The 14,192-nt window shown below is 62.5% G+C and carries 12 protein-coding genes and 1 tRNA gene; 4 read left to right on the top strand and 9 right to left on the bottom strand.

The features are described 5' to 3' along the window. Nucleotides 1-22 precede the first annotated feature (22 nt). Together der and pyrF are read right to left on the bottom strand one after the other, a co-directional pair. Complete coding sequence (der, locus tag ACMLHG_RS09430; RefSeq protein WP_417170325.1) at nucleotides 23-1,507, bottom strand: ribosome biogenesis GTPase Der; 1,485 nt, start codon at nucleotides 1,505-1,507, stop codon at nucleotides 23-25. Nucleotides 1,508-1,519: 12 nt separating this feature from the next. After that, nucleotides 1,520-2,332 (bottom strand): orotidine-5'-phosphate decarboxylase, encoded by an 813-nt coding sequence (gene pyrF / locus ACMLHG_RS09425; RefSeq protein WP_417170324.1) that lies wholly within the window; start codon nucleotides 2,330-2,332, stop codon nucleotides 1,520-1,522. A gap of 206 nt (nucleotides 2,333-2,538) precedes the next feature. Between pyrF and ACMLHG_RS09420 the strand changes: the two genes are divergently transcribed. Beyond that, on the top strand, nucleotides 2,539-2,976 hold the full coding sequence (locus ACMLHG_RS09420; protein WP_295807719.1) for a hypothetical protein: 438 nt from the start codon (nucleotides 2,539-2,541) through the stop codon (nucleotides 2,974-2,976). On the opposite strand, the gene ACMLHG_RS09415 is transcribed toward ACMLHG_RS09420, so the two are convergent. The 7 genes from ACMLHG_RS09415 to ACMLHG_RS09385 all read right to left on the bottom strand — a co-directional run bounded on the left by ACMLHG_RS09415 (nucleotide 2,948) and on the right by ACMLHG_RS09385 (nucleotide 10,890). After that, complete coding sequence (locus ACMLHG_RS09415; RefSeq protein WP_295807717.1) at nucleotides 2,948-3,601, bottom strand: hypothetical protein; 654 nt, start codon at nucleotides 3,599-3,601, stop codon at nucleotides 2,948-2,950. The genes ACMLHG_RS09420 and ACMLHG_RS09415 overlap by 29 nt on opposite strands. A gap of 1 nt (nucleotide 3,602) precedes the next feature. Then, nucleotides 3,603-4,262 (bottom strand): potassium channel family protein, encoded by a 660-nt coding sequence (locus tag ACMLHG_RS09410; RefSeq protein WP_294433874.1) that lies wholly within the window; start codon nucleotides 4,260-4,262, stop codon nucleotides 3,603-3,605. 17 nt (nucleotides 4,263-4,279) lie between these two features. Beyond that, nucleotides 4,280-6,265 carry a TrkH family potassium uptake protein gene (locus ACMLHG_RS09405; RefSeq protein WP_417170323.1) on the bottom strand — a complete coding sequence of 662 codons (1,986 nt, stop codon included), beginning with the start codon at nucleotides 6,263-6,265 and terminating at the stop codon, nucleotides 4,280-4,282. Nucleotides 6,266-6,449: 184 nt separating this feature from the next. Then, nucleotides 6,450-6,526, bottom strand: a tRNA-Val gene (locus ACMLHG_RS09400). A 114-nt stretch (nucleotides 6,527-6,640) separates the two neighbouring features. Beyond that, complete coding sequence (gene dprA, locus ACMLHG_RS09395) at nucleotides 6,641-7,771, bottom strand: DNA-processing protein DprA (protein WP_294433870.1); 1,131 nt, start codon at nucleotides 7,769-7,771, stop codon at nucleotides 6,641-6,643. Next, nucleotides 7,764-8,822, bottom strand: coding sequence for a 3-dehydroquinate synthase (gene aroB, locus ACMLHG_RS09390; RefSeq protein WP_295807713.1), 1,059 nt, complete (start codon nucleotides 8,820-8,822; stop codon nucleotides 7,764-7,766). Before aroB ends, dprA begins: the two co-directional genes overlap by 8 nt. A 94-nt stretch (nucleotides 8,823-8,916) precedes the next feature. Then, nucleotides 8,917-10,890: a hypothetical protein gene (locus ACMLHG_RS09385; RefSeq protein ID WP_417170322.1), complete on the bottom strand. Its 1,974-nt coding sequence runs from the start codon at nucleotides 10,888-10,890 to the stop codon at nucleotides 8,917-8,919. Nucleotides 10,891-11,132: 242 nt separating this feature from the next. On the opposite strand from ACMLHG_RS09385, the gene ACMLHG_RS09380 reads away from it, so the two are divergent. The 3 genes from ACMLHG_RS09380 to ACMLHG_RS09370 all read left to right on the top strand — a co-directional run bounded on the left by ACMLHG_RS09380 (nucleotide 11,133) and on the right by ACMLHG_RS09370 (nucleotide 14,136). Beyond that, nucleotides 11,133-12,470 (top strand): glycine--tRNA ligase, encoded by a 1,338-nt coding sequence (locus ACMLHG_RS09380; protein WP_294433865.1) that lies wholly within the window; start codon nucleotides 11,133-11,135, stop codon nucleotides 12,468-12,470. Between the two features lie 69 nt (nucleotides 12,471-12,539). Continuing rightward, nucleotides 12,540-13,346, top strand: a complete 807-nt coding sequence (locus ACMLHG_RS09375) for a hypothetical protein (RefSeq protein WP_417170321.1) — start codon at nucleotides 12,540-12,542, stop codon at nucleotides 13,344-13,346. A gap of 517 nt (nucleotides 13,347-13,863) precedes the next feature. Then, the gene (locus tag ACMLHG_RS09370) at nucleotides 13,864-14,136 is read left to right on the top strand and encodes a transposase (protein ID WP_417170320.1); all 273 of its coding nucleotides are present in this window, start codon (nucleotides 13,864-13,866) and stop codon (nucleotides 14,134-14,136) included. The last annotated feature ends 56 nt before the right edge of the window (nucleotides 14,137-14,192 follow it).

Below are 14,192 nucleotides of genomic sequence, written 5' to 3'. Positions count from 1 at the left end.
TCGAGTTCCATTTCCTTTTCCATCACGGCTGTCTCCTCCTGGAATTATTTTTCTTGCCGGCCCTCTTTTCCGCCGGACGGCGGCGCGGTCTCTCCTCGCGGCGGATGCTCTCCACCTTCTTCGGCCGGGCCCGCAATTCGAGCTCGATCGGCAGCCCGGTCAGCCCGAACGCCTGCCGAAGCACATTCTTGAGAAAAGTCAGGTAATTCTCCGCACAGTAGGCCGGATTGTTGACGAAAAGCAGAATCCGCGGCGGCTTCATCCCGATCACCGACGCATAAAATAGCTTCAGCGGCGCCGCCCCCGTCACCGGCGGCGTATTCTGCTCCACCGCATCAGCCAGCACCCGGTTGAGCACGCCGGTCGGAATCTTCAGCTCCAGCTGCTCCATCACCTCGGCGATCTGATCGAGCAGCCCGCCGAGATTGGAACGGTCACGCGCACTGATGAACACCGCCGGAGCATAGTTCATCCCCGGCAGAGAGCGGCGCAACTCCGCCTGAAGCTGTTTCAACCGGTGCTCGTCCCGGCAGAGGTCGAACTTGTTCGCCACGATCACGCACCCCTTGCCGGACTCCCGGATCATCGACGCGATCCGGCGGTCCTGCGCGGTCATCCCGTCCGCACTCGCCTCGACCACGAACAGAACCAGATCGGCCCGCGCCACCGCCGCCTGCGCCCGCATCACACTGAAAAATTCGACCACGGTATCCACCTTGGCCTTCTTGCGCAGCCCCGCGGTATCGACCAGCACCGCCGGCCGAAGCTCCTCCTGGTAGCGGATCTGGAAATCCACGTCGATCGCGTCGCGGGTGGTCCCGGCCACGTCGCTCACCATCACGCGCTCCTCGCCGAGCAGCGCGTTGACCAGAGAGGACTTCCCGACATTCGGGCGGCCCACCACCGCAATGTTGACCGGCGCCGGAGCATCCGCGGCGGGTTCGCCCGCCGCCGCCTCTCCCTCCGGCAGCAGCCGGAGCGCCGCTTCCACCAGCGCATTCACGCCGCGGCGATGCAGACAGGAGACCGGATAGACCCGTTCGAAACCGAGCTGCATGAACTCCACGGATTCGCCGTCCAGCTCCGGATTGTCACACTTGTTGGCGGCGAAGAGCACCGGCTTGCCGGAGCTGTGCAGCCGCCGCGCCACCTCCTCGTCGAGCGGCACGATGCCGTCGCGCACGTTCGCCACGAAGATCAGCACGTCGGCCCCCTCGATGGCGAGTTCCACCTGCGCGGCGATGCGACTGTCCCACACATCCACCTTGCGGGACTCCCCGGCGAGCATCCCCAGCCCGCCGGTGTCGATCAGTTCGAAGCGGCGGCCGTTCCGGACCAGCGGCGCCACCACCCGGTCGCGGGTCACGCCGCTCATCTCATGCACGATCGAAAGCCGCCGCCCGACGATCGCATTGAAAAGCGAGGACTTCCCGACATTCGGACGGCCGACGATCGCAATCGCCGGCACACCGCCGTTTCTGGTTTCCATTGCTTCATTCTGCGGCATGAAATGATCCCCTCAGCGGAAGGAGTTGACCAGGTCGCGCAGTTCGCGGGCCGCCCGGCCGGCGCCCGCGCCGAACGCTTCGCTCTTGTCGGCGTAGATGATTCCGCGCGACGAGTTGATCGCCAGCCCGCCGCCCGCGGCGTCGCAACCGTAGCGGACCACCTTCTCCACATCGCCCCCCTGCGCACCGACTCCCGGCACCAGGAAGGGCAGCTCCGGGCAGAGTTCGCGGACATGCCGCAGCTCCTCCGGATAGGTCGCGCCGATCACCAGCGCCACGTTGCGATTGTAGTTCCACTTGTCGCGGGCAAGCTCCGCCACATGCTCGTAAACCATCTTGCCGTCGCACATCAAATTCTGCAGGTCGCCGGAATTCGGATTCGAGGTCCGGCAGAGGATCACCACCCCCCGGTCCGCGTAGTCGAGGAACGGTTTGAGCGTGTCGAACCCCATATAGGGGTTGACCGTCACCGCGTCGGCATTGTACTGCTCGAACGCCTCGCGGGCGTACATCTCCGCGGTCGACCCGATGTCGCCCCGCTTGGCGTCGAGAATCACCGGCACCAGCGGCGCCTGCTCCCGGATGTAGTCGATCGTCATCTTCAGCTCGGCCTCCGCGCCCTGACCGGCATAGTAGGCGATCTGCGGCTTGTAGCAGCAGACCCAGTCGCGGGTGGCGTCGATGATCGCCTTGTTGAATTCGAAAATCGGATTCTTCTTCCCCGCCAGGCACGCCGGAAGTTTTTTGAGATCAGGGTCGAGACCGACACAGACCAGGCTGCGGTTGAGCTGGGCCGCGTGTTTGAGTTTTTCGTAGAAGTTCATGATTCCATCCTTGTTTCAATCTCCCCGATACGGGAATTTTTCTCGCGGAAAATATACCACGCCGAACAGGATAACGCAAATCATACGCCGACAAATTCCCCCCCTTTCCCGCGTTTCGCCGGAAAAAACGGAAAATCCTCCGCCCGCCGCAATAAAATCGCCCGTTTCCCCGTTAACTGGAGTGTAACGATCTCTGGGAGGATGGGATGAAATTTGACGCAAAACTGATCCGCACGGCCGCCCTCGGCTTTCTCGCCGGAGCGGTGATCGCCGGCGCAGCGGTGTTTTTCACCGTGTCGCACCTGTTCCGCGAACGCAGCCGGGAAACCTTCGAACTCTATAACGCGACGCTCGCCTCCGCCCGGCTCGCCGCCCTCCAGGTCCTCCGCGACGAAGGGCTCGAAAGCGGCATCGCCCTGCTCGAAAACGCCCTGCTCAACGACCTCAAGGCGCTCGAACTCGACGAGGTGCGCGAGGCCACCAGCCGTATGATGATCGACCGGATCAAAGCCTATCAGAAAGAGCATCCGCCCGCCGTCTTCGGCGATGAGGAGAGCGCCCTCGACAGCGGTGCCGCCCCCGAGGGCATGCCCCCCGCCCGGCAGCCGCGCCGGACTACGGAAGCTGATCGAGCACGTCGTTGATGTCGCCGAGCACCCGCCGGACGTCGCGCGGCATGTCGATGGTGTTGCAGCGGCGCATTCTGTCCCCGTTGCGCCGGGCGGCGAGGACATTGTCCACCTCCTCCAGCGGAGCGACCAGGTTGCGGTAGAGCGCCCGTTTGAAGAGAAGCCCCACCACGAACACCGTGAGCGCCATGAACACCACACCCCACGCGCCGGCGGTGCCGAGGTGACGCGCCCGCGCTTCCGCTTCGATCATCGCCCGACGGTTGCTCGCCGCCAGCTGCCGGATCGCCGCCACGGTCGCCTCACGCGCCGCGCCGTTGCCCAGAAACGCCGCCGGGTAGTTCCGCCGGATCACCTCGATCGCCTGCGGCTCGCCCTCTTCGGTCACGTTGGCTTCCGCGCGCAGAAGCGCCCGGCTGAACCCCTCCCGGAATCCGGTGCCGCCCACCGGGTCGGCCGGCGCTTCGGCCAGCACCGCGAACATCTCCTCGCAGGCCTCCAGCGACTGGCCGTTGCGCGAAAGGATCTCTTCGATCGCCGGCGTCATCCGCATCAGCACCCAGATTGCGCCGAGCGCCATCAGAAGATTCAGCAAAATCAGAAGCCACGCGCCCAACCGGACCGACTGCGCATGCTCCATCTCACACCTCCTTCGCCAGCTTGGCGATCGCCGCCTCGCTCGAAACCACCACCAGCCGGTCGTTCGCCTGCAACGGCTCCGTCGGCGACGGCTGGAGAATCTTGGTCGTATCACCGCGCCGGATCGCCGCCACGAGCATTCCGAACCGCTTCGGCAGCTCCAGCTCCACCAGCGTCCGGCCGACCATCGACGGGCGCAGGCTGATCTCGGTGAGCAGAAGGTCGCCGCCGATCGGCGTATCCGCGATCACGTTGCGGAACAGCAGCCGGTGCGCAAAACGGTTGCCGAACTCCTCTTCCGGATTGATCACCTGATGAGCCCCGACCAGCTGGAGAATCCGCCGGTGGGTCTTGTCGTTGGCGCGCGCGATCACCAGCGGCGCGCCGAGCTGCCGGAGCAGTGCCGTGGAGAGAATCGACGCCTCCTTCGATTCGTCGCCGATCGCGCAGATCGCCACATCGCGCTGCTCCGGATGAATCCGGGCAAGCTCCGCGGAATCGGTCGCATCCATCGCAATCGCCTCCGCGACGAAAGCGGACGCTTCATCCACCAGCTCCTTCGAACTGTCGATCGCGAGCACTTCGGCCCCCTTCTCCGAAAAGGTCCGCGCCAGCGACATGCCGAACTGGCCGAGACCGATGATGACGATTTGTTGAGCCATATCTGAACCTCCCGGGTTTAGGTGAGCGTGATGTTCGCATCCGGGCAGCTGGACTGCGAACCGTGACGCTCGTCATTGAGCAGCAGAAAAATGGTGAGCGGGCCGATCCGCCCGATGAACATCGTCAGCATGACAATCACCTTGCCGATGGCGTCCAGATGCGCGGTCGCCCCGAGCGACAATCCCACGGTCCCCATCGCCGAGACCGCCTCGAAGATCAGCTCACGCGCCGGAAGCGGCTGCGTGACCAGCAGCATCATCACCGCCGCCAGAAGCACCAGAAAGGCCGCCAGAAGAATCGTCGCCGCCCGCCGCTGAATGCCCGGAGCAATCCGGCGGTTCCGGATGGTGATCCCGTCCCGGTTGGTGATGTCCGCCCAGAAGACCAGCGCCAGCACGGCCGCCGTCGTCGTCTTGACGCCGCCCGCCGTACCGCCCGGACTGCCGCCGATGAACATCCAGATCAGCGAAATCAGCACGGTCGAACTGTGCAGTCCGCCGAGTTCGACCGAATTGAATCCGGCCGTGCGCAGCGTCACCGACTGAAAAACCGCGTTGTGAAATTTCGCCGCCGGCGAAAGTCCGGCCAGCACCCCGTTCCACTCCAGCACCAGAAACGCCAGCGTGCCGATTCCGATCAGCCAGGCGGTCGCGGTCAGCGCCAGATGCGCCCCCACCGGCACCGCTCGACCGCGCAGACAGTTCGGCAGCAACACGGCGGTGGCCGGAGCAATTCCGCCGAGCACAATCAGAATCCCCACCGTGTAAAGCAGAAGCGGCGCATTCTGATAGGCGGTCAGATTGCCCGCACAGATCGTGAATCCCGCGTTGCAGAATCCGGAAACAGCGGTAAAAATTCCCTGCTGCAACGCGAACAGCAGCTCCCCGTCATGCAGGTAGAAGAGGAGCGTCAGAATCACCGCCCCCGCGGCCTCCACTCCGAAGGTATAGAGAAAGACCAGCTTGAGCGATTCCATGAGGTCGCGCTGCTCGGTATCGGTCATCGAACTCATCAGATGCTCCTGCCGCAAACTCAGCCGCCGCCCCATCACATGGAGCGCGATCGTCGCGATACTCATGATGCCGAGTCCGCCGAGCTGAATCAGAAGAAGCAGAAAAAACTGCCCCAGTCTCGTAAAATCAGCACTGGTGTCGACGACGGTCAGCCCGGTCACACAGACCGCGCTGGTTGCCGTGAACGCCGCATCCAGCGGAGAAATCCGCACGTTGCCCGCCACCGGCAGCGACAGCAGCAGCGTCCCCGCCGCGCACAACAGCAGAAAGGTGAAAAACATCACCCGGGCCGGGTGCCCCAGCACCACGTCATGCCAGAATGAGCCGCCGCCCGACAACGGCCGGGAACGCTGCATCCAGATCACCGCCGCCGCCGCCCAGAGAAAACAAAGCTCCAGCGCCGCCCCCAGACGGAACGCGGCACAGATGCAGACAATGGCCGCCGCGCCGAAAAGCTGCGGCGCCCGTTTCCCCGTCCTCCGCGCCCAGCTCAGAAACAGAATCAGGGCAATGACGGTCGACGCCGCCAGTGCGCCACGGTAGATCATGGAGTTGCTCTGCACCGAAAACGGAGAAATGAGAATCATGCCGAGAGCGGCGAGAAGCGCCGCCAGCGCCCGCGGCCGGGTGACGTCGAACTCCGCCGGAAACGGCCGCAGATGGAGCTCCCAGAGTGAGAAAAGCGCCCCCAGCACTGCCGCAGAGAGCAGAAGCGTCGCAAATGGATCCCGGACGAGCCACGGCAGCGCCACCGCAAACGATCCCAGCCAGAAGAGTGCCGAACAGAGCCTTCCGCTGATGCCGCGCAGAAACAGCCGCGACGCCCCGACGGCGCCACAGCCCGCGGCGCAAACCGCCGTAATGATCTTCCACCACGCCTCCCCGGTGAACTCCGGACGGAAATCGGCAAGGATCAGCGGCAACGGCGTCAGGGTGAGAAGAATTCCGGAAATGTGTGCTCCGGTGGAGTAATCGATGCGCCGCTTCACTGTCTCACCTCTTCCGGAAGAGACAGGATATGACACCGGCTCTCCCCGCCGGAGATGCTCCGGCTCTTCCGACAGAACGTCATTTCCACAGCCGGCCACTCGGGCCCTCGATTGAAAACTCCTCTCATAGAAGCCCCTCCCCGACTTCCCGCGGGACTCCGCCCGCCGACCGCAAAAAAGAGACTGGTGGGCGTAACAGAACTCGAATCTGTGACCTCCACGATGTCAACGTGGCGCTCTAACCAACTGAGCTATACGCCCGAGCGCTTCAATGGCGTTTAATATACCCCGGCCGCCCGGAAATGCAAGCTCCCAAAAGGATTTTTTTCAAGATTTCACCGCGAAGACCTCGCTTCGCCGCCTCACTGCCGCCTCTCAGCGCCCGCTCCGGCGGTAGACCTGATCGGCGCCGTGCTCCACCAGCATCTTCATCTCCAGGCGCATCAGAATCGCCAGAAGAGAACCGGTGTCGAATCCGCTCTCCTCGACAAGCGTGTCGAAACTCAGCTCCCGCCCGTCGAGCAGCGCATAGACCTTCTGCGCCTCCGCCGAGAGGTCGGAGGGGGAATCCGGCACATAGGCAACCCCGCCTTCGGAAACCTCATCGCCCGGCCGCAGTCCGGGCAGGAAACCGATCCCCATCCCGTCGAGCACGTCGCCGAAGTTCTCCACCAGCCCGGCCGCCCCTTCGCGGATCAGCCGGTGACCGCCGTGCGCCTGCGGATTGTCGGCATGGCCGGGAACCGCGAACACATCCCGCCCGTTCTCCAGCGCCAGCCGGGCGGTGATCAGCGCACCGCTGGCCGGCCCCGCCTCGGTGACGATCGTCGCCCGCGCCATCCCCGCCACAATCCGGTTCCGGCGCGGAAACGAGGTCCGGCTCACCGGGAAATTCATCGGGAACTCCGTGCAGACCGCCCCGCCCGACTCCACAATCTGTCGCGCCAGCGGCACATTCTCCTGCGGATGGATGTGCATCAATCCGCCGCCGAGCACCGCGACGGTCAGCCCGCCGCACTCCACCGCCGTCCGGTGCGCCACCGTGTCGACGCCGAACGCCAGCCCCGAAATCACCGAATACCCGGCCGCGACCGCCTCGGAGGTGATCGACCGGGTCATCCGCTCCCCGTAGGCGGACATCCGGCGCGAACCGACCACCGCGACCGCGTTCTCCGGCAGTGCGGGCAGACGGCCGCGCACATAAAGGCAGAGCGGCGGATCGTAGAGGTGGCGCAACACATCCGGATACCCCTCGTCGAACAGCGTGAGAATCCGCACCCCCGCCTTGTCGGCAAGTTCCAGCTCCGCGGCGAGCTCTTTCTGCCACTCGTAGGAGGCGATCCGCTCGGCCAGCGCCGGCCCGATGCCGGAGACGCGCCGCAACTCCTCCGCACTCCGCCCGAAAACGGCGGAGGGGGAACCGAACTCCTCCCGCAATGCGGTATACTTCACGTAGCCGATTCCTGAAATCATGTTCAGGACGATGCACGCCTCGCGGTCAAGCATGAATCGCCTCCAGCGCGGCGGCGAGCTCCGGCACCTCCGGCGTCACCACGCCCGCACGGCCGATCCCCTCCGGCAGCACCACCCGGATCCGCCCCCCGGCGTTCTTCTTGTCGCGGGTCATCGCTTCGAGCACCGCCGGAACGGAATACTCCCGCGGCAGTTTGACCGGCAGCCCCACCGCTTCGAGCAGGCGCCTCTGCCGCTCCGCATCGGCGCGGGTGAGCGACCCGCGCGCGACGGCAAGCTCCGCCGCCGCCGCCATGCCGATGGCCACCCCTTCGCCGTGGCTGATCGAAAATCCGCTCAGCGCCTCCACCGCGTGCCCGAAGGTGTGACCGTAGTTGAGAATCGCCCGCAGTCCGGCTTCGCGCTCGTCGGCTTCGACGACGCCCGCCTTGAGTTCACAGCAGCGCCGGATGATCTTCGTGTAGCGACAGGGATCCAGGTGCCCGGTCAGCGACGCCGGCTCGCGCTCCAGCGCGGCAAAGAGTTCCGCGTCGAGAATCACACCGGTCTTGATGATTTCGGCGAGGCCGCAACGGATTTCGCGCTCCGGCAGGGAGTTGAGGAAGTCCGGATCGATCAGCACCAGCTTCGGCTGATGGAATGCGCCGATCAGGTTCTTCCCCTCCGGCAGATCCACGCCGGTCTTGCCGCCGACGCTCGAATCGACCATCGCCAGCAGCGTGGTCGGAATCTGAATGAAATCCACCCCGCGCATGTAGATCGCCGCCGCAAATCCGGTCATGTCACCGGTCACGCCGCCGCCGACGGCGACGAAACAGGCCTTGCGGTCCAGCCGTGCCCGCGCGGCGGCGCGGCAGATCTCCTCGACCGTCAAAAAGGTCTTGCTCCCCTCCCCCGCCGGGAAGACGAACCTCTCCGCCGCCCCGAAACAGCTCTTCAGCCAGCTGCCGTACAGCTCCTCCACCCGGGAATCGGTCACCGGGAACAGCCTGCCCTGAAGTTCCGCCGCCCGCTCCCGGACGCCGGAACCGATCACAATATCATAGGCCCGCTCTCCGAGCCCGACACGAACCACTTCCGCCATTTTCGCAAACCTTTCTCCGCTGAAATCAGATTTGCCTTACTGTAGCTCCCGACCGGGCAACTTTCAAATTGCGAAAAGGGAAATTTTTCCGTCCTCAATCCATTCTGCGGCGCAGGAAGCGCGACTCGGCGCCGCCCTGCGAACGGAAGGAGCGGAAACGGCGATTGTTACGGGGCGGCGTGTCCGGCTTGAGATCGGATGTCAACCGAAACGAATCCAGTGGCGGATACCCCCGGGCCGCCATGAGCTGATTCCACGCGGCAGGCAGTTCAATCCTGACGGTGGCGAATCCGCCGCCGGGCAGACACAGCTCCTTGTTGCGGGCGGGATCCCCCGTGACCAGAAAAGCGCTTTTCCCCTTCTCCATTGCGGGAACCGTTCTCAGAGAGGAGATTCCTGTCCAGGCGAGCCACGGCGGCGCTCCGGTGGTGCGGGCCCGTTCGTTCTGCGCGATTCGCCTTTCATGCCGCGACAGCGGATACCGCCCGGGATCGAACGCACTGCCGGGATTTCCCCAATAATTGGCGAATGCACGCTCCCCCAGCGGAATGCGTGCCGCCGCAACCAGAGCATCCTCGAGACGATCTTTTGCCGGATAGACCGCCGCCAGATTTCGAGCCACGCTTTTCGTCACCAGAAATGTCCGGTAGACACACGGCATGCCGCTGCCGACCGCCATCTGGGACTTTTCCACGGCGTCCCATGCGATGAGATCTTTGATCTTCACCCCATCGGTGGTCGCCGGCACCAGATTGTTGCCCCAGTTGATCGCGGATGCCGCCGTGAGAGTGGAGTCGTTCAGGCGATAGCCCTGCTGCATGTGATATGGTTTCCAGCCGATTTCAAGCGCCGCCGCCTCATCCTCCACCAGACACCACGGCATCAGGTAGCCAAAACTCCCCATGCGGTTCTCCTTGACCCGGTAACCGCCGAGATTGAGCAGTGCCAGATTGAGGAACCGCCCCAGCTGGAGATTCTTCGGATGCGAAATTTCCCCCTGTCCGCTGTCAAATCCCAGCTGACGGGCGACCGGTCCATTCAGCCAGCAATACGGGGTCCAGCCGTGGGTGGAGGTCAGCGGCCGGCGGAAATCCCCCACTTTCATCGCCTGAACAAAGGCGATCAGGAGCGGCATGAACTCCGGCGGACACCCCGCCATCACGCCATTCGCCGCCACGTGCCGCACCGTGGTCTCGCGCTGCGCGGGAGGGATTGCGCCGAGCGATTGTTCCGGCGGAAGATCGGTAAATTTCAGAAACTCCGCAACCGCGTTCTCCGTCGGCGGAATCACCGGCAGTCCATCCGTCCAGCCGGACTCGAGAAACGCCTGCTGAAACTCCTCTGCGGAAGAGAAAACCTCAACGCCACGCGGAACTTCCGCCAATTCCGCCTCGGCAGCCGGTGTCGTAAGCGCCTTTTTGATCTGCGGCCAGAGAACCCGGCGGGTATTGTCGATGAGCTCTTCGCGGGTATGGGAAGCGAACGCCCCCGGATATTCCACCACCTGGAGCGCCTTCAGGCCTGCGGCGCGGGCGGTGATCTTCGCCTGTTTTACAAATCCCGGCGCTGCGATCATCACCGACGGAATCCCCAGCTCCTCCGCGGCAATGCAGGAGCCGGTCTCCTTCGGCGTGCACAGGCCGCAGCCGCCGTTTCCGGAAATGACGGCATCCACATGGAACTGCTTCAAATTCCGCTGGAACTCCTCCTTTTTGCGCCGTATCACGCCCGGCCGCGGATAAGGCCCGGCGGAACCGATTTCGCTCAGGAGATAGATTTTCGCAGAAGGATATTCCTTCAGGATCAGCCGCTTCAGTTCCGGATGCGTCACGTTGGCCATGAAGCTGCCGCCCACCAGCGCAATCGTCTTGCCTTCGAGGGAATCCAGCCGTTTCGCTTCGCGGATGACGCGGGTCGCCGTTTCCGGCACCGGGATCAGCACCCGGAGCTCCGTGCCGTTTTCCGGAACGGGGCAGATCGCCTCCGGACAATCCGACGCGGCGACAGTGGCGACAGCGGCCAGACAAAGCCACAGCATGAGTTTTACAGCAGCAATACGCATTTTCATGCAACCTCTCCTGAACAGTTCGATTTTCCTGTGAGTACCGGGATCTTTCCAATATAAACGTTTCCCCGCGTTGAATTATTGCCCGGTGCTGCAACCCGCCGGCTCCTGCTGCATAAAATCAAAATCCCCCGCCCGCATTGGCAAAATTCCGGAAGTATAGTATATTATAACTTTGATCGGAAAACAATCAACTGCGGGGAACCGTTCGGCGGCCCCGCGCGACAGGCAAGGAGCCGGCAATCATGGCGGAAGATGAAGTCAAAAATCAGGAGCTGATGGATAAGATCGTCAGCTTGTGCAAGCGGCGCGGATTCGTGTTTCCCAGTTCGGAAATCTACGGCGGATTCAACGGGTTCTGGGACTACGGCCCCTACGGCTCGCGCATGAAGCGCGCCATCGAAAACCTCTGGTGGCACGAAATGGTCGAAACCCGCGACAACGTCGAAGGACTCGATTCGACGATCATCTGCCATCCGCGGGTCTGGAAGGCCTCCGGTCACATCGACCAGTTCAGCGACCTCATGACCGACTGCAAGAAGTGCAAGTCCCGCTACCGGGTCGATCAGATGGCGGACCCCACCACCTGCCCGAACTGCGGCTCGAAGGACCTCACCGAACCGCGCGAATTCAACCTGATGATGAAGACCTTCGTCGGCCCGGTCTTCGACGATGAGCACGTCGCCTATCTGCGCGCCGAAACCTGCCAGCCGATCTTCGTGGACTTCCACAGCGTCCGGATCGCCACCCGCCAGAAGCTCCCCTTCGGCATCGCTCAGATCGGCAAGGCGTTCCGCAACGAGATCAATCCGCGCAACTTCACCTTCCGCAGCCGCGAATTCACCCAGATGGAGATGGAGTTCTTCTGCGACGGAGAAGAGGGCATGGAGTGGTTCGAATACTGGAAACAGCAGCGGATCAACTACTATAAGAACAAGCTGAAGTTCGACGACAGCTTCTTCCGCATCTACGAGCACGAGAAGCTCGCCCACTACGCCAAGGCGGCGATCGACATCGAAGTCAAGTTCCCCTTCGGCTGGGGTGAACTTGAAGGCGTCCACCACCGCGGAACCTGGGACCTCTCGCGCCACAGCGAATTCTCCGGCGTGGACCTCCAGTACATGGACCACGACAACGGCCGCAAACTCATGCCGACCGTCATTGAAACCAGTGTCGGACTCGACCGCACCATGCTCGCACTGCTCGGCAGGGCCTACGACGAAGAGAAGGCCGCCACCAACCGCGAAGGGATGGAGGAGGATGTGCGCGTCGTGCTCCACCTGCCGCCTCTGGTCGCGCCGATCCAGGTTGCGGTGCTGCCGCAGTCCAAGAAGCTCAAGGAGCAGGCCTACGCCCTCTACAAGGACATCGACCGCCACTTCCGCGCCGAATACGACGAGACCGGCAGCATCGGCAAACGCTACCGCCGCCAGGACGAGATCGGTACGCCGTACTGCATCACCTTCGACTTCGATTCGGTCAACGACAACGCGGTCACGGTGCGCGATCGCGACACCATGCTGCAGGAACGGGTCAACGTGACACAGCTGCGCGATTATCTCGAAAAGAAGATCGGGGAATAACGCCCCGCCTCGAGGGAGAGCGTGAACCGCACGCTCTCCCTTTTACTTTACCGGGAAAGGAGAGCCGCCATGGAGAGAGCACAGGTCGAAACCATCATCCGGAATCTCTACCGCCGGACCGGAGCCGCCGAATTCTTTGAAGAGCCGACGGTTCGGGTAGCCTCGGCAGAGGATCCGTTCTTTCAAAAGTTCAAGAGCGTCATCGGCCCCTTCCACTGGACGCCGCAGGAGGTATTGCAGCGGAAGTTCCCGGAAGCGACTGCAAAATCGGTGATCGTCTGGGTTCTGCCGGTCTGCCGGAAAGCGCGGGAAACCAACCGCAGTGAGACCGAACGGCCTTCGGTCGAGTGGGCGGCGGTCCGCTCTTTCGGGGAGATCCTCAACGAGGAGATGCGTTCCCAGCTGGCGGCACTGCTCACCGAAGCCGGATATCCGGCCGTTGCGCCGCACCTCGAACAACGCGAAATCTATCCTTCTCCCGGCTGGGATGTGAAACACTTCACATCGAGCTGGTCCGAGCGGCACGTCGCCTTCGTGGCGGGAGCGGGCACCTTCGGGCTCTCCGCCGGACTCATCACCGAACACGGCGTCGCCATCCGGCTCGGTTCGGTGGTGACGACGCTGGAACTCCCCGCGGATCCGCGCCCCTACGGTGACGACCCCTTCGCGTGGTGCACCCGTTGTGGCGCCTGCATCCGCCGCTGTCCGGGGCACGCGATCGGCAAGGAGTTCGCCGACCGGGACAAACCCGGCTGTGCCCACTATTGCGTGACGCACGTCTCGCCCGGCCGGGCCGAACGGTACGGCTGGCTGGACCGCGCCCTCGGCTGTGCACTCTGCCAGACCGCGGTGCCGTGCGAATTCCACCGCCCGTAACCGTCGTCTGGTTCGCCGAATCCGGATGCGAGAAGGAAAAACCTTTTCGAGGAAAGGTTCTTTCCTTCTTGCGCTCTTCCTTTTCCAAACCTTTTTTAGTTGCCTTGCCCCGATTGGTGTCCCCATCGGGACAAGGCGGGCTTGAAAATCCCGGCCTCAAAACAGGTTTTGTGCCATAACGTAAAAAAAGAGTTGCGCCCACATTTTTCATCTGCAACCATTCAGAAACAAATGTGCGCAAAATATCGGACACTACCCATAGGAGTAAACAATATCAATAGAATAACAATGAAAAGCTCAGTAAAAGTAATAATATTATTTTTTATACTTTCCATTTGTAGTTCCATGGTGTAGAAATATTGCTTCATAGGCGAAAAGTCGACCTGAATTCCTTGGATGGAAATCTCCGCGAGGCACCACTAAAATCCTCCAATCATTTTCGTATGCCCTGATACGCATTATATTGCCCCCATTGAAAGAAGTGCTAAATTAAGAGAGTCATCGGAAAGGAGAGATTATGAGCACGAAAAAACAATGGACAGGCAGGGAAAAGCTCGCGATAGTGCTTGAGGGGTTGAAAGGAGAGTGCCGGATCAGCGAATTGTGCAATGAGCATGGAATCTCGCAGGGGATGTACTACAAATGGCGGGATCAACTGCTTACGGATGGAGCCAAACTATTTGAGCGGGGCGGAGTGGATCATGCTCGTGAGCGATTAGAACGCGAAAACCGGAAGCTCAAAGAGACGATCGGCGAGTTGACCATAGAATTAAAAAAAAACGATTGGTAAAGCGGCATAAAAGTATGTGTCAGGCGAACCAGGAATTGTTGTTACGGATTCAACAA

The organism is Victivallis sp., from assembly GCF_048170485.1.
Taxonomy (GTDB): Bacteria; Verrucomicrobiota; Lentisphaeria; order Victivallales; family Victivallaceae; genus Victivallis.
The sequence above is the reverse complement of the archived record's forward strand: the minus strand, read 5'-3'. Positions and strand labels throughout refer to the sequence as shown.

Bases quoted from the DNA above. Each gene is read 5' to 3' on its own strand.
- der (WP_417170325.1), bottom strand. From the start codon at position 1,507: ATGCCGCAGAATGAAGCAATGGAAACCAGAAACGGCGGTGTGCCGGCG.
- ACMLHG_RS09415 (WP_295807717.1), bottom strand. From the start codon at position 3,601: ATGGAGCATGCGCAGTCGGTCCGGTTGGGCGCGTGGCTTCTGATTTTG.
- ACMLHG_RS09370 (WP_417170320.1), top strand. From the start codon at position 13,864: ATGAGCACGAAAAAACAATGGACAGGCAGGGAAAAGCTCGCGATAGTG.
- ACMLHG_RS09385 (WP_417170322.1), bottom strand. From the start codon at position 10,890: ATGAAAATGCGTATTGCTGCTGTAAAACTCATGCTGTGGCTTTGTCTG.
- ACMLHG_RS09380 (WP_294433865.1), top strand. From the start codon at position 11,133: ATGGCGGAAGATGAAGTCAAAAATCAGGAGCTGATGGATAAGATCGTC.
- ACMLHG_RS09375 (WP_417170321.1), top strand. From the start codon at position 12,540: ATGGAGAGAGCACAGGTCGAAACCATCATCCGGAATCTCTACCGCCGG.
- dprA (WP_294433870.1), bottom strand. From the start codon at position 7,771: ATGCTTGACCGCGAGGCGTGCATCGTCCTGAACATGATTTCAGGAATC.
- ACMLHG_RS09420 (WP_295807719.1), top strand. From the start codon at position 2,539: ATGAAATTTGACGCAAAACTGATCCGCACGGCCGCCCTCGGCTTTCTC.
- aroB (WP_295807713.1), bottom strand. From the start codon at position 8,822: ATGGCGGAAGTGGTTCGTGTCGGGCTCGGAGAGCGGGCCTATGATATT.
- pyrF (WP_417170324.1), bottom strand. From the start codon at position 2,332: ATGAACTTCTACGAAAAACTCAAACACGCGGCCCAGCTCAACCGCAGC.
- ACMLHG_RS09410 (WP_294433874.1), bottom strand. From the start codon at position 4,262: ATGGCTCAACAAATCGTCATCATCGGTCTCGGCCAGTTCGGCATGTCG.